We start from the raw sequence: 18,908 nt of genomic DNA, 5'->3' as shown, positions 1-18,908 counted from the left end.
CGGTTCTGTTCCATCATCCAGATAGGACCGACAAGTTCTACTGACCCAACGTGTTCTGCATGGCACCCGCCAGGACATTGACAGCTGGGCCCGCGTTGCCGGACTGGCACACCTTGGCTTGCAGCAGCACGTTTTCGCGTTTGCGGGTGGTGTTGAAACAGCGCCGGTCCGTGCCGGCCTCCTGCTTCACCCAGTCCGCGTCGGTGGCGCTCGCCGGGCCGCCGGTGAAGGTCCACACCTGCGTCACGAAGTTGTCGAGGTGCATCGCGGTGGTCTGCCCCGAGCAGCCGTTGGTGCGGTCCACCACGCGGTGGAAGGCACGGTCGGCGGCCTCGGCCGTCGCGAAGACGCCGATCGCCTGCTTGACGTAATGGCTCTGGTCGTTGGCGGCGGTCTGGGTGGTGGCTCCGTTGAACGACGCGAGATCCGGGTCGTTGAACACCTCGGGGAGGCCGATGTCGGCCCAGTTGTTGCACACCGGGTTCTCCACCGAAAAACCTTGGAACGGCGAGGTGAACTGGGACTCCCACGTCATCGGGGCACCGATGATGTTGCCCACCGAACCTTTGGGCATGACGGCATAGGACACGACACCGGGATCTGAGGGACGCGCACCAGCAGGTGCAGCCAATGCCAGCGCGAGACCGGCCAGCCCGAAACCGACAGTCAGGGCACGCATGGCCTCGATCATGCCAGTTAGTGAACCGTCCGCGTGCAATAGGTTCGCGCCGGCGACGGGTACGGCCAGGCGTAGTGCCCGGTTTCGGCAGGGCAGGCCGACCCGTCCCGCACGTCCAGCCGTTGGGTCACCTGAACCATGACGCCCGGGCCCCGGACGCTGCGTGCGGTGCAGTCGGCACGTTCGACCATGCCCGCGGGCATGCCGAGTTCGTAACAGTGGTTGGCGACCAGATTCGGCACCAGGCACAAGCGCGTGGTCGACGGATCGGCGAGCTGGGCGGGCAGGTGCTGATATTCGGTGCTCGGACACGCGCCGTTGGCGTCGGCGATGGCCCCGACGGTGTAGCTGGGGTCGACGTCGCAGGAGACCTCGCCGGCCCGCGTGACTTGCGGGGCATCGGGTGTGGCGGCCGGGACGCTCACGCAATCGCCGACCGCGAAGACCATGGCCGCACCGCGCCCGGGTTCGGTGCCCGCGCTACACCCGGCGGCCAGCACCGGCGCTGCGAGCAGCGCGGCGACCAGAAGCCGATTGCGGGTCATGGTTAGCGAGAATCTCACGATTCGGCCGACCCCACCCAACGCTTGGGCGAAAACCAAGGCGCCCCGGCCACCAAGGGGAAGTGGCCGGGGCGTCCGTTGGGCTGCAGAGTGGTCTAGTTTGGGGCGGCTGTCTGGCAATCCGCGCAGACTCCCCAGAACACGACTTCGGCTTCGTCAACCGCGAAACCGGCCAGGTCAGAGGGTTCCAGACACGGGGTCTCCCCGACCGCGCAATCGACGTCGGCAACTGCACCGCACACCCGGCAGACCAGGTGATGGTGATTGTCGCCGGCGCGGGTCTCATAGCGCGCAGAGGAACCGGCAGGTTCGATACGACGGACCAGACCGGCGTTCACGCAGGCCCGCAGGACGTCGTAAACCGCCTGGGTGGACACCGAGCCGAGGTTCTCACGCGCCAGACCGGCCACATCGTCTGCAGTCGAATGCGGATGTTCGGCCAGAGCCTGCAGAACCGCGACCCGCGGTGCAGTCACGCGCAACCCAGCGGCCCGCAACAGGGCCTTGGGGTCGTGGACATGCACCGTGGTCACGGCTCCAGTATGCGCGCTCTTTGGAGTCAGTCAAAAAGAGCGGGCTGTGATTATGGTCGCGCAGGCGGTGCCGGTGTCGCCGGGGTCTCAGACCGCTCTGAACCACTGCCCGGGCCACCTGGGCCGAACGAGCCGGGGCCGGGGCCGGGACCCCACGGCGGCATCATGCCGTGCGGCGGTCCCATCCGACCCGGCCCGCCGTCGGGGCCGCCGCGATGGAACATCATCATGCCGCCGCGGTCGTGGCCTCCGCGATGGTGATGGCCGTAACCGTCGCCGGAATGCGCACCGAGGAAGAACCCGGTGCCGAAGACCACGGCGACGATGAAGACGGTGCCGGCCGCGATGCCGACCCAGGCCAGCGCCTGCATGAGACGGCTCGGCTTGTTCTCGGTGGGCGCGACGGGGGCAGGCGCCGGCTCGGTCGTGGCGACAGGCTGCGTCACAGGTTCACGGGGTGTTTCAGTCATGACACGAGCATGCGAGCACTGTTGAGGTGCCGATCAAGAATTGGCTGTGAATCAGCTTTGAAAGCGCTGCGGGCGCTTCCTTGGCCAGGCCGCCGTTTGACGCTCGGTTGACGCCGTTTTCTGCCCAGGGGCTGCTCGCATACGCGAACCACAGCCATGCGGTAGAAAGCGGCGCGCAGAATCTACTACTGGACGACTCACGACCCATGAAAGCTGGCCATTGAGCATTCTCAACAGCACTCCCCAGTGGACCAATGGCGACCTCAGGCGGCTGGGCGACGCGCTGGCGGCCGGTGGCACGACCACCGAAGTGCACGATCGGTACAACGCCGTGATGCTCTGGCACAACGATCTGGCGGCCGAGGTGGCCACCACGTTGTACATCACCAACTGGCAAGCCTGCCCGCCCGACCGATTCGACATCACCGCTCGACCCAAGACCGTCGACACACTGGTGCAGAAGCTGCAGCGGGAACCGAGATTGACGCTCGACCAGGTCCAAGATCTCGCCGGCGTACGTATTGACGCTGATATCACCCTTGATGTGCAGACAGCGCTTGCAGAAGAAATCGCCGCACACTTCGGCGAACGCTCCCGGGTGCGGGATCTACGCGACAATCCCCACAGCGGCTACCGCGCCGTCCACGTCTGGCTGCGATTGCCAGGCGGCCGCGTAGAGGTTCAGATTCGCACGGTTGGCCAGAGCGCCTGGGCCAACACCTACGAGCGGATCGGCGATCTCCTCGGCCGGGGTATCCGTTACAACGAAATGCCTGAGGATCAAGACGCCCGCGAAATAGTTGAGTTGATGCACCAGCTGGCCGACACCCTGGCACGCAACGAGCGGTCCAAGGTCAAACTTGTGAAGACTCAAGCGGAGATGAGGATTGCACGGGAATCGCTACAACGGATGCCCGTGGCGAAGAAGGTGACAAGGCAATATCTGGAGACAGTCGCCCTTCTTGAAGAGCTAGAGCAACGGGCTCAGGATATGCGGGACGGACAAGACGCTGCACAGGCCGAGTATCTGGGCACGCTCACCGAGGTGCGACGTATGCTCGACAGGTATTAGGAGTTGAGGGACATATGCCTGGATTCGTAGTCGAGTTCAACCGGCGCACCCGCGAACGGCGTGTGCGTGAGTTTGACGACCCTGGTGACGCGATGCGGATGCGCCTTCAATTGGAGTCTGAACGCGTTGATGGGGATATCGAAATCGCCGCTCTGACCAGCAAGTCTTTGGAGACTCTGCAGCGCACGCATTCACGGTACTTCACCGGCAAAGAACTCACCGCAATCTAGATTTCCTGCGGGGCACCCAGGCGCTGCCCGGCGGTCGACGGCGTTTTCTGCCCAGGGGTTGCTCGCACACGCGAACCACAGCCCTACGGTGGAAAGCGGCGCAGAGGCGTGATGGGATCGGCGCTCAGAAGCTACTGCTCCCACGGCTTGAACGGGTTCACCGCGTACTGGATCACCCGGTACGGGGTGCCGCCACGGGCCATGGTGTTCCACTGGCTGATGAAGACCCGGACTTGATCCAGCGTCGAGCCCGGTGAGATGTAACCGCCGTAGGGCTGGGCCAGCTGGTTGACCTCCGGCGGCGGCAGCGCGTCGGCCGGGTCCGGCCAGGCACTGGCGAACACCACCGTGGTCACCGGCGCGGCGCCCAGACCGGTGGGGTCGTAGGCGACCCGCACCTCCATGTTTCCGGTGGTGGCGTTGAAGTACGACAGCACGGGCTTACCGTCGATCTGCCGGATGCTCATCTCACCCACCCGGTCGGCGAACAAGGCCGTCGGAGCCTTTCCCCAACCACCCGACGACGACCAGCCCTGCCAGGTGGCCCGGTCGGTGAAGGTCTTCGGGCCGGCCCGGTACAGGAACGGCGAGCTGCTGCGGTCGAAATTGTTGGCCAGGATGTACACCCACCCGCTCGGCGAATCCGGCGCCGGCACCGGGTCGTAGTAGCCGGTGATCTGCGACTGCGCGCCGCCCTGATACTCGGCCTCCCGCACCGAACCCGGCACCGTCGGCCAAAGAGGCCGGGCCGCATCGGCTTTCACCAACCGAGAGCTCTGCGGCCGCAGATCTTTGGTGGTGGTCACCAACATGTAGTTCTCGCGGTTGATGGAGATCACGCCGGCAGGCAACTGCGACGAACCAGGTGGCGTCGCGTCGGCCAGCAGCGGCTTGTCCACCCCGGTCACGCCCCGGTAGCGCACACCGCCCGCGCCCTCGATGGAGTCGGCGTCGACGTGCAATGCCACCGGCGAGTGCCAGCCCCCGAAGCCCACCGCCTGGCCCGCGAAGCTGTCACCGCAGACCTGCAGCACCCGGCTGGGGAACTCCATGAACTCGCACAGGTCGGTGGCACCGATTCCGTAATCGCGGGTGGGCGTACCGGTTCCGGCGCTGGGGCCGATGCGCAGCACCTGGCCGGGAGCCAGCGGGGGCACCACCGGATCGCCGAAGCCCGGGTTGGCGCCCGCCACCGGTAACGCCGAAACGGCATTCCAGCAGAGAAAGATCGAGACAACGCCTGCTGGAATGCGGTTTCGGCGCAAGGGGGTGTTTAGAGCTCGGCGGCCAGCAGCTCGGCGATTTGGATCGTGTTCAGCGCGGCACCTTTTCGCAGGTTGTCGCCGGACACGAACAGGGCGAGACCACGCCCGTCGGGCACACCGGGATCCTGGCGGATCCGGCCGACCAGAGACTCGTCGACACCGGCGGCGGCCAGCGGAGTCGGCACGTCGACCAGCTTCACACCGGGCGCGCCCGCGAGCAGCTCCTGGGCACGCTCGACCGAAATCGGTTGAGCGAACTCGGCATTGATCGACAACGAGTGACCGGTGAACACCGGAACACGCACGCAGGTGCCGCTCACGAACAGTTCGGGGATGCCCAGGATCTTGCGGCTCTCGTTGCGCAGCTTCTGGTCTTCGTCGGTCTCACCGGAGCCGTCGTCGACCAGTGAGCCGGCCAACGGGATCACGTTGAAGGCAATGGGAGCAACGTATTTCACCGGCTCCGGAAAGGTGAGTGCCGAGCCGTCGTGCACCAGCTGTTCGGCACCGTCGACCACCGCGCGCGTCTGCGAGGCGAGCTCCTCGACACCGGCCAGGCCACTGCCCGACACGGCTTGGTAGCTCGACACGATCAGGCGGGTCAGCCCGGCTTCCTCGTGCAGAGGCTTGAGCACCGGCATCGCAGCCATGGTGGTGCAGTTCGGGTTGGCGATGATGCCTTTCGGGCGAATTCTGCCGTCTCGCTTGAAGTTCACCTCACTGACGACGAGAGGCACGTCAGGGTCCTTGCGCCAAGCCGACGAGTTGTCGACGACGACGGCGCCGGCCGCGGCGAACCGCGGGGCCTGCACGCGCGACATCGTCGCACCGGCGGAGAACAACGCGATGTCCAGACCGGACGGATCGGCCGTCTCGCTGTTCTCGACCTCGATCTCCTCGCCGCGGAACGTCAGCTTCTTGCCCTCGGAGCGGGCCGAGGCGAAGAACCGGACCGAGCTGGCGGGGAAGTCGCGCTCTTCCAGCAAGGTGCGCATGACCTGGCCGACCTGGCCGGTCGCACCGACGACACCAATGTTGACCATCTCAGCGCCCCGTTCCGCCGTAGACCACGGCCTCGTCTTCGCCACCGAGGTCGAATGCCTCGTGCAGCGCCGCGACGGCGGTATCCAACTCGGTGTCCTTGACCAGCACCGAGATGCGGATCTCCGACGTCGAGATCAGGTCGATGTTGACACCCGCCTCGGCCAGCGACTCGCAGAACTTCGCGGTGACGCCCGGGTGGCTGCGCATGCCCGCGCCGACCAGCGACACCTTGCCGATGTGGTCGTCGTAGAGCACCTGGCTGAACCCGATCTCGTCCTTCAGCCCGGTCAGCTTCTCCACGGCCGTCGGGCCGTTGTCCATCGGGCAGGTGAAGGTGATGTCGGTCTTGCCGTCCTCCACCTTCGAGATGTTCTGCAGCACCATGTCGATGTTCACATCGGCCTCGGCGACCGCGCGGAACACCCGGGCGGCATAGCCGGGGACGTCCGGGACACCGACGACGGTGACCTTGGCCTCCCCGCGGTCGTGGGCTACTCCGGTCAGCAGGGCGTCTTCCATGGGGATGTCCTCGATCGATCCTTTGACGATGGTGCCGGGCTTGTCCGTGTACGACGAACGAACGTGAATCGGCACGTTGTAGCGGCGGGCGTATTCGACGCAGCGCAACATCAGCACCTTGGCGCCGCAGGCGGCCATCTCGAGCATCTCCTCGAAGGAGACGGTGTCGAGGTGGCGGGCGTTGGGCACGATGCGCGGGTCGGCGGTGAAAATGCCGTCGACGTCGGTGTAGATCTCGCAGACGTCGGCCTTCAGCGCGGCCGCCAAGGCGACGGCGGTGGTGTCCGAGCCGCCGCGGCCCATGGTGGTGACGTCCTTGCTGTCCTGGCTGACGCCCTGGAATCCGGCGACCAGCACGATGACGCCCTCGTCCAGCGCGTCGCGCAGGCGCCCGGGGGTGACGTCGATGATCTTGGCGTTGCCGTGGATGCCGGTGGTGACGATGCCGGCCTGTGACCCGGTGAATGAGCGGGCCTGCGCACCGAGCGACTCGATGGCCATCGCGACCAGGGCGTTGGAGATGCGCTCACCGGCGGTCAGCAGCATGTCCATCTCGCGCGCGGGCGGGGCCGGGGAGACCTGACGGGCCAGGTCGAGCAGGTCGTCGGTGGTGTCGCCCATCGCCGAGACCACGACGACGACGTCGTTGCCTGCCTTCTTCGTCTCGACGATGCGCTCGGCCACGCGACGGATCCGATCGGCATCCGATACCGAGGATCCGCCGTACTTCTGTACGACGAGCGCCACAATCTAACCCTTCAGAACGCTGGAATGAGTCGAACCAAGGATAAGGGAGACGCGCACGGGATTTTCCCCGCCGGTAGCTTGGCGGGCGTGCCTGACACGCCGAAAGGCAGGCTGGCCAGCACCAGCGTGCCCATTCATCCGGACCTCGCAGCCCGCTGGAGCCCCCGGGCGTTCGATCCCGATGCCGTCATTACCGCTGACCAGCTCACCGCAGTTCTAGAAGCGGCGCGCTGGGCGGCCAGCTGGGGCCACCGCCAACCGGTCCGGTTCATCGTCGGGATCAGAGGCGACGAGACATTCACCACACTGGCCGGTCTGCTCAAACGCGGCAACAGTTATGCCCATGCGGCCTCCGCGCTGATCCTGGTGTGCGCCGACCAGGGAGAAGACGAGCGCACGGCCTTGTACGCGGCGGTCGACGCCGGCGCGGCGATCGCGCAATTGACCGTCGAGGCGGTGTCACGCGGGCTGATCGCCCATCCGATGGCCGGCTTCGACGTCGACGGTGCCCGGTCGGCGTTCGGCATCCCGGACGGGGTGCGGGCTCTGGCGGTGGTGGCCGTCGGCACGCTCGGGGACTACTCGGCGGCCGATCCGGCAGTTGTCGAGCGCGACAGCCGGGCCCGGGAACGGATGCCGCTTGAGGAGATCGCATTCGTCGGGCGTTGGGGATTTCCCATTGCCTCACCCAATTCGGATTAGCTGCGGAAACATAAATTCCGGAATTGCCGCCAGCTGCCTTTCGGATGGCTTCGCGAAACCCGCCTTGGTGGTAAACCCACTAGGGAACCTTCTAGGCCTGAGGGAGAGGATCACATGTCACGACAGGCCATCCGCAAGGCCGTCATCCCCGCTGCCGGTATCGGTTCACGTCTGTTACCGCTGACGAAGGCCATCCCCAAGGAGATGCTGCCGGTCGGCGACAAGCCAGTCATCGAACATACTGTGCGTGAACTGGTCAGTTCCGGCATCACTGACATCACGATCGTGGTATCCGGCGGGAAAACTCTGATAGAGGAGCACTTTCGACCGAATGAGCAGCTCATCGCGCAGCTGCGCAAAGATGGGAAAGATGCCTACGCCGACGCGGTCGAGGAGGTCGGCGAGCTGTCCGCCCGCGGCCACATCACCTATCTTCATCAGCACGGCCCCTACGGCAACGGCACCCCGGTCCTCAATGCATCCCGATCGTTCGGCGACGAGCCAATTCTGGTGCTGTGGCCCGACGACGTCTTCGTCGCCGAGGTTCCGCGCGCCCAGCAATTGATCCGGGCATACGAGCAGACGTCGTCCCCGGTGCTGGCGTTGATGCCGATGGCTCCCGAGCAGTCGTACCGCTACGGCGTACCCATCGTGAAAGAGGACCTTGACGACGGGCTCCTACGGATCACCGGAATCGTCGAAAAGCCCCGACCCTCCGAGGCTCCATCCTCCTATGCCGCCATCGGCGGTTACGTCATCACCCCCGGCGTCATCGATGAGCTGCGCGAACAGACCAAACGCTGGTACGAGGGCACCCAGGCCGGTGAGATCTACCTGACCGACGCCATCAACGCCTATGCCAAAGACCATGCCGTTTACGGCCAGGTAATCCAAGGACATTGGTGTGACACCGGAAATCCGTCCGACTACCTGGTCGCGCAGTTCGCTTTCGCGCTGGCACATCCTGAGTACGGCCCGGTACTGCGAGATCTCGCATCCCAGCTGGAGGGCCCGCTGCTGCACACAATTGCGCAGGAGATAGATAGTCCTAACTCAGGTGGTACGACGCCTTCTCCATAGGACGGCCCCGACCAACCCGATGAGCGCCGCAACCGCCACCGCGGCGCCGACGAGGGTATTCCGCGAACTGGACTGTGCCGACGATCCGTCGGCACCGGCGGCGTTTTGAGTGGCTCGGATCGCGAGATTCACCGGCTCACCGCCCACACCGGCCGCGAGCACATCTCCGGTGAGCTTGGAGAAATCGCCGCCGACGCCCTCGAGGTAGCTGAACACGGGGTCGACCAGTGTCCACGGGCCAGTAGTGGTCACGAGGAGAACCGCACGGTCGCGGGGCCGATCGGCGAACGCCTGGATCGATCCGAGGCCGCCCTTGATGCTTGCGCGAAGCACAGTCGGAAGCTCGAAGTCGATCGCCGTCCCGTCACCACCGATGGGTGGTTTGAGCGAAGTCTCTTTCAGCGCTGCGGAATTGGCCAAGATCACTGCTCCGGTGTTGGCGCCAGCGGCAGTATTGAGATCGACTACCTCTGGTGTCACAGGCGTACCGGCGAAGCGCGCGATCGACACCACCATCCGCGCGGCGGTGGCGAGTTGATTGGGGGCGCTCCCGTCCATCGCCACCATGAATTTGGGACTGAACTCCGACGGTATGGCGCCGAAACCGTCGAGCGGGGGGCCGCCGCGGTGCACGCTCAATGTCGATTGCGGATTCACTTCGAAGGTCAGCGGAATGAGGAGCCCGCAGGTCTCATGCGGCGTGTAGGTGAGGGCCATATCGAGGGTGATGTACTGGCCAATCTTCTTGCTGTCCAGATCGAATGTCGCGTCGAGGCGGCCAGTGTTGTCGAGTGCCGCTCGATAGACCACCACACCACCGGAGCGAATCACCACCGCTGCCGCGTCATCTCTGGCCACCGGCGCATAGTCTGCGAGCAGATGCACCTGCACACCATCGACACGATCGGCCCCGAACGATGCACGTTCGACGCCGACCGACATGGTGGCACTGCGGATGACGTCGGTGCTGCCGGTCATGCTCAACTCGTCGAACGTCAACGTGTCACCGCGCGGGCCAGGATCCGACGAGCCTGCCTGGTCGACTCGGACCGTTTCTACCTGCGCCAGCGACTGAAGCTTGTTGACAAGGAGTGACAGCTGAGTCGACAGCTGACCACCTTGACCGGAGACGCGAAGGAATACATCGGGTGCGCCGGGGTTTTCGACCTGCAGGCCGGGTTTGTCACTGTGTTCGACGAGAACCGCCCGCGTCAGTTCGCCCGCCGGCGGCGGTACCGATCCGCGAGGTTGGGTGACGACTGTAATCACCGTCGGCTGATTGCTGTACAAACGCGCCAGTGTGGATACCAGCGTCAACACCGCTTGCTGCTCATCGGTGTCGGCATCGACTGGGGTATAGATCGTCGCCCGCTGAAGCACCGGTGGAAAGAAGTCCGCGACGGTCGTCGCCGGTGCTTCTGAGCCCGTGAACATGATCGACAGATCACTGACGACTAGCTGCTGACGAGGCCAGCAATATGAACTGGTGTACATCTGTGGGTCGAACCGTGGCCGCAGAGCGAAGGTCAGCCCGATCGGCGAACCGCGCCGTGCCGCTGAAATATCCACATCCAGCGGTGTTGTGGGCCGACTGGATGCTCCGGGTGGCAGATCGATCGCTGCGAGCAGCTTGCCACCGTCGTCGCTGATTTCGAGGGTGCCAGCATCGAAATTCACGGGCGCCTTGATGGTGCCGCGCAGCCGAACCGCATTCAATCCAGCCGGTACCGGCACTGTCAGTTTTTCTGGGTTCTCTGGAGCGACGTAGATTTCGGATTTCGTTCCAAGCTCAGGACCGGGCAGAGTCAGGCTCGGCTGGTCTGGTGGCGGCGGAGGGACGGGGTCCGCATATGCAGGAGCGATGGCAGGTCCGACGGATACCGCCGAGACGATCACGAGCGCCGCCGACAATAGGGCACGTGCCAGGAACCGATGCGTATTCGCTGATGGAACGGACCTCACCGGATGCACGCTGTTCGACCTGCTTTCGGATATCCAAGCCTTTGAGTCCAACCGAAATCGGACTATACCGGCGGGAATAGCCGACCGTCGGACCTTCGAATGTTGCAATTCTTCTGTTGTCTTGGCTAATCCATCGGAGGACTGGAAAAGTCGATCACATGGCATACGGTGCCCACTATGCGACGACCGGCCTGACAACGGCCCTCCTACTCGCCGTCCTCACCGGGATATCCATATCCGGGTGCGCCCCCAAGCAAACCTTCGATGACGGTAGGCCCGCGAGCAACGAGATCACCGTGTCCGCCTCCGACGATTTCTGCCAACTGTCAAGGACATCCGCGGATACCGGCACGACCGCCTTCGTCGTCACCAACAATGGCACCCTGGTCACCGAGTTCTACGTGTACGCCGCAGGCGACCGCGTTGTAGGCGCGGTGGAAAACATCGCTCCCGGCTTGCAGCGCAAGCTGATCGTGCAACTCGCTGCGCCTGGCAAGTACTACACGGCGTGTAGACCTGCAATGGTCGGCGACGGGATCCGGGCCAACTTCAAGGTAACCGGAAACGCCGTCCCATCCACCCAGAGCAAGTTCGATGCCGCCGCAGAGGACTACAGGAATTACGTCACCACGCAGACCAGCGAACTGGTCACTGCCACCGAAGCATTCGTCGGCACGATCAAGAAGGGGGATGTCGAGGGCGCCCAGCCCCTGTACGCAAAGGCGCGCGCGTACTACGAGCGCATCGAGCCGGTCTCGGCATCGTTCCCCAACGATCTGGGCCGGCGCATCGACCTACGCGAAGCAGATTTGCGCCCGGGTGAGAAATGGACAGGCTTCCATCACCTGGAGAAAAACCTCTGGATGAGCAAGCCGCCGCCGGACACCAATGCGATCGCCAATCTGTTGGTGGCCGACGTCAAGGAACTCGACGCGGCCTTCAAGGACCCGAAGTGGACGATCGACCCAGCCGAGCTCATCGGTGGAGCGCAACGCGTACTCGACGAAATGGCCGCGAATGCGATCACCGGCCAGGAGGATATTTTCAGCCACACCGACCTGTGGGACTTCCAGGCCAACCTCGATGGGTCCCGCATCGCAGTCGGCTCAGTCCGCCCGATCGTCGATGAACGTCGTCCCGGATTTGGCGTGCAGATAGACCAGGCCTTCGCCACGGTAGAGGGCGTGCTGGACAGTCACCACTGGAACGATGGATTCGTCTACTACGACTCGGTAACCGAACCCGAGCGCCAAGAACTCTCACAAGCCGTCCAAGCATTGAGTGCCGTGGTCGCGCAGGTGCGGGACATGGTTGCCCAACCATGACGACCGTGATCAACGCAGCGTGAAAGCCTTGTCATAACAAGCGAACACGGCATCCTTGGCGAACGTCGCACCGAATTGCCCACGGGCACCGTCAGATATCTCGCGGTTGCGGCTGGGATCAGTCAACTCACCCATCGCCTCGACGAACTGGGCGGGCTGATCGGCGATCAACACCCCGTGCTCGCGACCAACAGCGAATCCATCGGCTCCCACACTCGTCGAGACCACAGGGAGCCCCCGTCCCAGCGCCTCGATTACTTTCAGCTTGATCCCCGAACCGAATCGCAGATGGTTGATCAACCCGGCCGCCGAAGTCAACGCCCCGGTGAGATCGTCGACATAGCCCTCCAAAGTCACCGAAGTGCCGAACCGCCCCGCCAACTCGGCAAGTTCCCTGCCGCATTCCCGACCAATGATGCGCAAACGGGCCTTCGGCATCCGCTTCAGCACCAGCGGCCACACGTCGGCCAGGAACGACCGCACGCCGTCCTCGTTGTGTGGCAACGACAACAATCCGATGAAGACGAAGTCGGGAGCTCCGTCGTATTGACGCTGCCGGAACGGCGGCGGCTGGACCAGAGGAGGTACCGCGATCACGTCTGCGGATCCACGGTCGGCAACCCGGGCGGTCAGCCTGAGCGCCTCCCCTGCATTCACCAACAGGTTCCGCCGGAATCTCAATGCCGCACGGTTTTCGCTGCGCCGGACGAGCGCCGCCTCCATACGCAGGAGCGCCCGCTGCGGAAGCTTGGCATCAGCCAAGGGCCTCAATAGGCTGGGCACGTGTTCGGCGAAATTGCCGAGCGGGCGCATCGTCACATCGGGAAAACGCGCCGCCGCGTCGAGCATGGCCGCATAACGCTCAGAGAATAGATCATCGAGGTAGCAAAGCTGTCGGTCGGCGTGGGCCTGGTCCGCGTATTGCGCCATCCGAATGGTGTCGTATATCTCCAGATCCGGGTCGATTTCCTCCAGCACCGCGCGCACCGCACGGCTGACTTCGGGCGAGTACAACAAGGATTCCTGGAGGGATGCGCGCCCAGTCGGAACGCGGCTGGCCACCGTGGCCAATGTTGCTTTTCGGGCCGGTTTGGGCAGCGGATGCAACGTGACGGGAAACTCCGGCTGCGGCCGACCACCGACAAGCAGGTAATGGACGTGTTGCGGGCCAAGCCGATCGCGGAAGTACTCAAGAAATCCGGCCAGCACCACCTTCTTGCCGGCGTCCGTGGGATATGGATCAACCGCGCTCACGAACGTCACGGACACTGCACACCTGCCTCGATTTCTTCAGTCGCCCGTTCAATCTCTGGCCGCAATTGCATCACAATTGCACCTACGATCGCCTGCTGACGTCGCGGTTTTTCTCTGAGCTCAGCCCCGCTGACATACACTGACCCGCGCGCGGGCATTGACCGAACTCACGTATCAATACCACTACAGCAAAGTCGACAGGAGCGATTCGGTGGTGAGACACACTTCTTCACCGAACCGCATCTCAGTAGCGGACATGCGCGGACAGGCGCCGGGGCCGGGGAAGATGCGGGCTACATGACGCCGATCGATCCCACTGACCGACCGATCGAAACTCCAGGCCGAGCGGTCCAAGATCCGCCGCCGCACAAGTCGGCAAACCTCGGCAAGCAGACACTCTGGAACTACACCGTCTTTGCGATAAGCAAGAGTTCGACGCTCTTGATGACCGTCGTGGTCGCGCGGCTGCTCACCCCAGCCGAATTCGGCATCTTCGCCCTGGCGTTGTTGCTGGTCAACTTGTTCGATTACGTCAAGGACCTCGGCGTTGCAGAGTCACTGATCCAAAGTCACCGACCTTGGAATCGCATCGCCCCAACGGGATTGACCCTGTCCATCGGGTTCGGAGTCATCGCCGGAGCGGTGCTGGCATCCACGGCCGGCATCGCGGCCAAGCTGCTGCATCACCCCGACCTTGCGCCGCTGATCCGGGTCCTGGCAATCGCGTTGATGATCTCGGCCTTCAGTGTCGTGCCGTTGTCCTGGTTGCGCCGTGACCTGAACTTCCGGCGCCGACTGTTGCCTGAATTCGTCGGCGCAGTGGTCAAGACCGCACTCACGATATGGCTTGCCGCCACCGGCCACGGGGTGTGGAGCCTGGTCTACGGCCAACTTGCCGGGGTGCTGATCACCGCGATCATGTACTGGTGGGCCGCCCCTACATTCATGTGGCCGCGCTTTCAACTGGACGAAGCCAAAGCACTGCTGCGGTTCGGCATCCCGGTCACCGGGGTAACGCTGCTCGCGTACGCCATCTACAACGTGGACTACCTGGCCGTCGGAACCCGGCTCGGCACCACTGAACTCGGCCTGTACACCCTGGCATACCGGGTTCCCGAGCTCGTCGTACTCAATCTGTGTAGCGTCATCAGCGACGTCCTGTTCAGTTCGATGTCGCGGCTGCAGCACGACCGCGCGGCCATGTCCCTGCAGTACCAGAAGGCCTTGGGCATCGTTCTGGCGTTGACCGTGCCGGCCGGTGTCGGCTTGGCAGTTGTCGCCGGGCCCTTGCTGCACACCCTGTACGGCACCCAGTACGACGACGCCAAGAACATCTTGGTGGTGCTGGCCTTGTACACCGCCATCTATTCGGCTTCGTTCCACGCGGGCGATGTGTTCAAAGCGACGGGCCGGCCTGGTCTGCTCACCGCGATCAATGCGGCCAAACTCGCACTACTGGTCGCCCCCATCTGGTGGGCTGCAGGGCACAGCGCGACGCTGGTTGCGGTAGCCCTTCTCAGTGTGGAGCTGATTCATTTCGTCATTCGGATGACCGTGGTCCGCCGGGTCATCCCGATCCGGTGGCAACAGATCCTCTCGGTGGTCGGGCGGCCGGTCGTGGCAGCAATCCCCATGGCCGCCATCCTGTTTGGTATCGGCTTGGTGGTTGCTCACTGGCCGGCACCGGTCCAACTCATACTGTTGATCCCGTTGGGCATGGTGATCTATGCGGCGGCGCTGTGCGTCACTGCGCCGCAGTTGGCGAGGCCGGTCGCCGGTCGGTTGGCGGGAAGGTTGCGAAGATGAGTAGCCCAAGGCGCCTATGGCTGAACCCAGTCGTCGCGACTTGCGCGGTCCTCGGACTCGTCGTGGGTGCGCTCGCCGGATTCCTCTTCCCGGTGTCGACGACCTATCGGGCGACCGCGCAGGTGGCCCTGGTTCCGGGCCCCAACCTGACCACAGCGGACGCGTCGGCCTACTGGGAAGTACTCACCCAAGGACAAGTTTCGCGCACCGCGGCCGCCGTCTTCGCTGATCCACGGTGGGCAGCCAGCGCCGCACAGGCTGCCGAAGTCGACGAATCGAGCGTTGTCTTGACGGCCGGCGCGGTGCCCGACACCACCATGGTGTCGATCACGGCTGACGCACCGTCGGCGCACGCGGCAGAGGCCGCCGTGGCAGATCTTCTCGCCAAAGCCACGCCTGAAGTCGCGGCAGTCTCCGCTCCGTTCCAGGTCCGTGTGGTCTCACCGCCCGACGGTGCGTACGCGATGTCGACGCCACGGAGCCAGCTGATCCTGGCTGGTGCGCTGGGCGGACTGATGTTCGGCGCCGTGGTCGGAATAGGCGTCACCTGGCTGCGCTCACGCCGAAACGACGCCTCGCACCGAAACAACGAATAACCGTGTCCGAGGTGGCCCGCTCCAGCAGGTGGATCGTCGGCGTCCTCGTCGTCATGGTGGTCGTCGAAATTGCCAACCTGTCGGAGGTAGCCAGCGCTTATACCTCGGCGCCACTGCTCAAAGCCGGTGTCGGCGTTGCCACCATCGCCTTGATGTTGACGCTGCGCGACCCTGCCGCACGTGCCCGGTTGAACCGCTGGACAGTGGCCGGCGCTGCCCTGATCGGTGTCTACGTCGCAGGACAGGCGATCGCCATGGCCGGCTCCGTCGACCTCGCCGCCTCGTCGGGCGTCATGTATCGCTCCTCGGTCGACCTGGTGTACCTGTTCATCATCCTGATGTTCACCCAGATCACGGGGCGGCCATGGGCGGTCGCCGCGGCTGTGGCCGCCACCTTGGCAGTCCTCTCACTGTTGACTCTGGCCAGCTATCTGACGGGTGGAGTCCAGACTTTCGGCGGGCTGGCACAGATTTCCGCCGCCCAGGGCGAGTTGATCACCACTCAGCGGTACAGCGGACCCTACAACGACTCCAATTTCTGGGGTCGGGTACTCGTAATGGGCCTGCCGATGGCCTGGGCCCTGGCTTATCGAGCACGGCGCGCCGCGCAGCAACGGCAGGCTCTGCTCTGGCTGCTGGCCGGCGTGGCCATATTGATCGGCGCCTACCTGACTCAGTCCCGAGGGACACAGCTGTCGGCCGGGCTCGCCGCGGTGGTGTGGTTCATCGCGTCCGGACAACCGAAAAAGCTGGCGCTGGTCCCGCCGGTCGCGCTGGTGATGCTCGCGGTCCCCGGCATCGGTGACCGGATGGTGGCGCTGGTGAATGACGTACTCGGCGGGTCGGGTGGCCAACGCAGCTATGACATCGACCCTTCGGTTCTGGGCCGCGAGGCTTCCCAGGAGATGGCGTGGCAGATGTTCCAACATCGGCCCGCCTTCGGGTTCGGTCCCGGGGCGTTCGGCGCCGAGGTGCCGTACTTCACCGACCGGGTGAAGACGGCCGTCAACGAAGGACTGGTCGCCCCACACAATCTTTACGCCCAACTCCTTGCCGAGACTGGGATCACCGGGTTGCTGACCTGGGGGATCATGGTCGGCGGCGTCCTGACGATCGTGGCGCTGCGAATTGCCGCTGATCCCAAGTCGGTTGATCGCGCACTCGCCGCCGCTACGCTCACCGGCATCATCACCTGGTCGGCAGCGAGCGTATTTCTGCACCTGGCCTATTTCCGCTCGTTCGCGATCGTGCTCGCCTTGGCCTGCGCCCTCGGACCTCCAGAAGCAGTACGCCCGGAGGTGATCCGCAGCATGGTGCGGATCACTGCGCTGTGGGTCGTGGCTGTCGTGGCCGGCGTCGCAGTCGCCACGGTCAGCATGTTGGCGGCAAGCACCCCTGCGGTGCGCGCCAGCCAGAAGGTCATCATGATGCCGGTCGGTCCGCTCGATGGCTGGGCCTCGTACGCGATGAATGTCCGCGCCCGAGAAGCGTTCCTGCCAACCATGGTCGAAGTCATGTACAACACCGACGCACCCGCGGAGATCGACTCCGACTCGATCCGCGGTATCGCTACGTTCAGGGTCACCGCGTCTGACGCCGAAAGTGCCCAAAGGCGTCTGGCCAACGCATTAGCGGTGTCTCGCACGCGAATTAATGACAACATTGGGCCAATGCAGTACACGGTCGAGACCATCACCGGTGTGGAACTGGAACGCACCTCCGTGCGGTCCAAGTCGGCACTGCTGTACGCGGCCGCTTGGGGCCTGCTCACCATGGTGGCGACCCGTTTGCTGGCAGGCCGCCTCGCGAACCGATTCTGGCCGCCACGTCAGCCTGCCTCACCAGACCCCGTCGGAGCCGCAGCATGACGGACAATCGCACAGTCCTGGTTGAGTTCTCACCCTCTGGGGGACTGTTCCAGTTCGCCGCTCAACTCGGCAGCGCGTTGACGAAGCACGGTGGCGAAGTTGAATTGTGGACCGGACCGGACCCCGAAATCGCTTCTGCAGAGGCAGGATTCACCGTCCGGCCAGTGTTTCCCACCTGGCACCCCAATGACAACCCCGACAGCGGCTACGCCGGGTATCTGCTGCGCCGCGGCCGACGCGCCGGCCAGTTGGTACTGGCTTGGCTGGTGCTGGCATATCAACTGCGTCGTCGACCGCCGCGCGCGGTACTGTTCTCTCAATGGCGCTTCACCTTCGAGCCCTGGTTCGTCGTTGCCATTTGTAAGCTGTTGCCGCACACAGTGTTCGGCATCATAGCCCATGAACCGCTGCCCCGATCCGACGCCAGGGACACCAGCAAACCCAAGGAAGGTCGGCTCCTGCAGGCCTCGTTCGCGGCGGCGTGGCGAGAGATGGACGTCGTCTTCGTGCTGGGACCGCAAACCCGTCAGATCGTGCTCGACCACTGGCAGCCCAACTGCGACGTCGTGGTGATTCCACACGGCGACTCGGGCGCCATGCATCGCGGTCGACCACCAGCACCGGTCACCCAAACCGAACCGGTCGCCCTGTTCTTCGGCACCTGGACCACCTACAAAGGCATCGATGTCCTGATCGACGCCTTCGCAATTGTCAAAGCCGAGATGCCAACAGCCCACCTGATCGTCGCGGGTGCTGTCAGTGCCGATGTGGATGCCACGGAACTTCTGGCGCAGGCCGCCGCCAACGGAGTGGACGCCCGGCCCGGCTACCTTGAGATGGACGAGGTCCCGGGCCTTATCGAATCCGCCCGAGTCGTGGTCACCCCGTATATCCGCGCCAGTGCCAGCGGTGTGGCACACCTGGCCTACACATTCGGCCGTCCGGTCATCGGCACCACGGTCGGCGATCTACCCGCCGCCATCGAAGACGGCATCACCGGGCTGCTGGTCCCGCCGAACGACGCCGCGAAGCTGGCCGACGCGATGCTTCGACTGCTACAGGACCCAGAGCTGGCCGCAAGACTGGGGGAGGCTGGGCGAACCGCGGTGCAGCGCTCCTGGAGCGTTGCAGCAGCCTCGATCAGCGATGCAGTGACCGCCGCTACCAATCGGGTCAGCCCGGAGCAGTGAGCT

Annotated in this window: 18 protein-coding genes; 9 read left to right on the top strand and 9 right to left on the bottom strand. The window is 64.5% G+C overall.

What is annotated here, in order from left to right; translation table 11 throughout:
• Positions 1-37: 37 nt before the first annotated feature.
• The 4 genes from E0T84_RS00795 to E0T84_RS00780 form a co-directional block, all read right to left on the bottom strand.
• A complete protein-coding gene (locus tag E0T84_RS00795; RefSeq protein WP_070186468.1) occupies positions 38-679 on the bottom strand; it encodes a sensor domain-containing protein in 642 nt (213 codons plus the stop codon).
• 17 nt (positions 680-696) lie between these two features.
• Complete coding sequence (locus tag E0T84_RS00790) at positions 697-1,224, bottom strand: hypothetical protein (protein ID WP_070186423.1); 528 nt, start codon at positions 1,222-1,224, stop codon at positions 697-699.
• A 113-nt stretch (positions 1,225-1,337) separates the two neighbouring features.
• Positions 1,338-1,775: a Fur family transcriptional regulator gene (locus E0T84_RS00785; RefSeq protein ID WP_070186424.1), complete on the bottom strand. Its 438-nt coding sequence runs from the start codon at positions 1,773-1,775 to the stop codon at positions 1,338-1,340.
• A 50-nt stretch (positions 1,776-1,825) separates the two neighbouring features.
• Positions 1,826-2,245: a hypothetical protein gene (locus tag E0T84_RS00780; RefSeq protein ID WP_070186425.1), complete on the bottom strand. Its 420-nt coding sequence runs from the start codon at positions 2,243-2,245 to the stop codon at positions 1,826-1,828.
• A gap of 220 nt (positions 2,246-2,465) precedes the next feature.
• Between E0T84_RS00780 and E0T84_RS00775 the strand changes: the two genes are divergently transcribed.
• Together E0T84_RS00775 and E0T84_RS00770 are read left to right on the top strand one after the other, a co-directional pair.
• Entirely contained in the window at positions 2,466-3,317 is an 852-nt protein-coding gene (locus E0T84_RS00775; protein ID WP_070186426.1) for a hypothetical protein, read from the top strand.
• Positions 3,318-3,331: 14 nt separating this feature from the next.
• Positions 3,332-3,547 carry a hypothetical protein gene (locus E0T84_RS00770; RefSeq protein ID WP_070186427.1) on the top strand — a complete coding sequence of 72 codons (216 nt, stop codon included), beginning with the start codon at positions 3,332-3,334 and terminating at the stop codon, positions 3,545-3,547.
• Between the two features lie 131 nt (positions 3,548-3,678).
• Here the strand turns inward: E0T84_RS00770 and E0T84_RS00765 are convergent, their stop codons facing one another.
• From E0T84_RS00765 to E0T84_RS00755, 3 genes are read right to left on the bottom strand one after another with little or no spacing between them, the layout of a single operon-like run.
• The gene (locus E0T84_RS00765; protein ID WP_110764997.1) at positions 3,679-4,812 is read right to left on the bottom strand and encodes a DUF4185 domain-containing protein; all 1,134 of its coding nucleotides are present in this window, start codon (positions 4,810-4,812) and stop codon (positions 3,679-3,681) included.
• Positions 4,813-4,820: 8 nt separating this feature from the next.
• Entirely contained in the window at positions 4,821-5,855 is a 1,035-nt protein-coding gene (locus tag E0T84_RS00760; protein ID WP_070186428.1) for an aspartate-semialdehyde dehydrogenase, read from the bottom strand.
• 1 nt (position 5,856) lies between these two features.
• Positions 5,857-7,122: an aspartate kinase gene (locus tag E0T84_RS00755; RefSeq protein ID WP_070186429.1), complete on the bottom strand. Its 1,266-nt coding sequence runs from the start codon at positions 7,120-7,122 to the stop codon at positions 5,857-5,859.
• 87 nt (positions 7,123-7,209) lie between these two features.
• Between E0T84_RS00755 and E0T84_RS00750 the strand changes: the two genes are divergently transcribed.
• Both E0T84_RS00750 and E0T84_RS00745 read left to right on the top strand, forming a co-directional pair.
• Positions 7,210-7,824, top strand: coding sequence for a nitroreductase family protein (locus tag E0T84_RS00750; protein WP_249383531.1), 615 nt, complete (start codon positions 7,210-7,212; stop codon positions 7,822-7,824).
• A gap of 114 nt (positions 7,825-7,938) precedes the next feature.
• Positions 7,939-8,904, top strand: coding sequence for a UTP--glucose-1-phosphate uridylyltransferase (locus E0T84_RS00745; RefSeq protein ID WP_070943764.1), 966 nt, complete (start codon positions 7,939-7,941; stop codon positions 8,902-8,904).
• Here E0T84_RS00745 and E0T84_RS00740 read toward each other — a convergent pair.
• Positions 8,878-10,581 (bottom strand): hypothetical protein, encoded by a 1,704-nt coding sequence (locus E0T84_RS00740; protein ID WP_249383530.1) that lies wholly within the window; start codon positions 10,579-10,581, stop codon positions 8,878-8,880. The genes E0T84_RS00745 and E0T84_RS00740 overlap by 27 nt on opposite strands.
• Positions 10,582-11,024: 443 nt before the next feature.
• Here E0T84_RS00740 and efeO point away from each other — a divergent pair, with 443 nt between their 5' ends.
• Positions 11,025-12,191 carry an iron uptake system protein EfeO gene (gene efeO / locus E0T84_RS00735; RefSeq protein WP_070186432.1) on the top strand — a complete coding sequence of 389 codons (1,167 nt, stop codon included), beginning with the start codon at positions 11,025-11,027 and terminating at the stop codon, positions 12,189-12,191.
• 9 nt (positions 12,192-12,200) lie between these two features.
• Here the strand turns inward: efeO and E0T84_RS00730 are convergent, their stop codons facing one another.
• The gene (locus tag E0T84_RS00730) at positions 12,201-13,454 is read right to left on the bottom strand and encodes a glycosyltransferase family 4 protein (RefSeq protein ID WP_234998289.1); all 1,254 of its coding nucleotides are present in this window, start codon (positions 13,452-13,454) and stop codon (positions 12,201-12,203) included.
• A 288-nt stretch (positions 13,455-13,742) separates the two neighbouring features.
• Here E0T84_RS00730 and E0T84_RS00725 point away from each other — a divergent pair, with 288 nt between their 5' ends.
• From E0T84_RS00725 to E0T84_RS00710, 4 genes are read left to right on the top strand one after another with little or no spacing between them, the layout of a single operon-like run.
• Positions 13,743-15,251 (top strand): lipopolysaccharide biosynthesis protein, encoded by a 1,509-nt coding sequence (locus tag E0T84_RS00725; RefSeq protein ID WP_070186434.1) that lies wholly within the window; start codon positions 13,743-13,745, stop codon positions 15,249-15,251.
• A complete protein-coding gene (locus E0T84_RS00720) occupies positions 15,248-15,847 on the top strand; it encodes a hypothetical protein (RefSeq protein ID WP_070186435.1) in 600 nt (199 codons plus the stop codon). Before E0T84_RS00725 ends, E0T84_RS00720 begins: the two co-directional genes overlap by 4 nt.
• A gap of 2 nt (positions 15,848-15,849) precedes the next feature.
• Positions 15,850-17,715: an O-antigen ligase gene (locus E0T84_RS00715; RefSeq protein ID WP_070943759.1), complete on the top strand. Its 1,866-nt coding sequence runs from the start codon at positions 15,850-15,852 to the stop codon at positions 17,713-17,715.
• Complete coding sequence (locus E0T84_RS00710; RefSeq protein ID WP_070186437.1) at positions 17,712-18,905, top strand: glycosyltransferase family 4 protein; 1,194 nt, start codon at positions 17,712-17,714, stop codon at positions 18,903-18,905. The genes E0T84_RS00715 and E0T84_RS00710 overlap by 4 nt, the downstream gene beginning before the upstream one ends.
• Positions 18,906-18,908: the final 3 nt, after the last annotated feature.

Origin of the sequence: Mycobacterium sp. DBP42, assembly GCF_005924235.1 — a bacterium.
GTDB classification, from domain to species: domain Bacteria; phylum Actinomycetota; class Actinomycetes; order Mycobacteriales; family Mycobacteriaceae; genus Mycobacterium; species Mycobacterium syngnathidarum.
The sequence above is the reverse complement of the archived record's forward strand: the minus strand, read 5'-3'. Positions and strand labels throughout refer to the sequence as shown.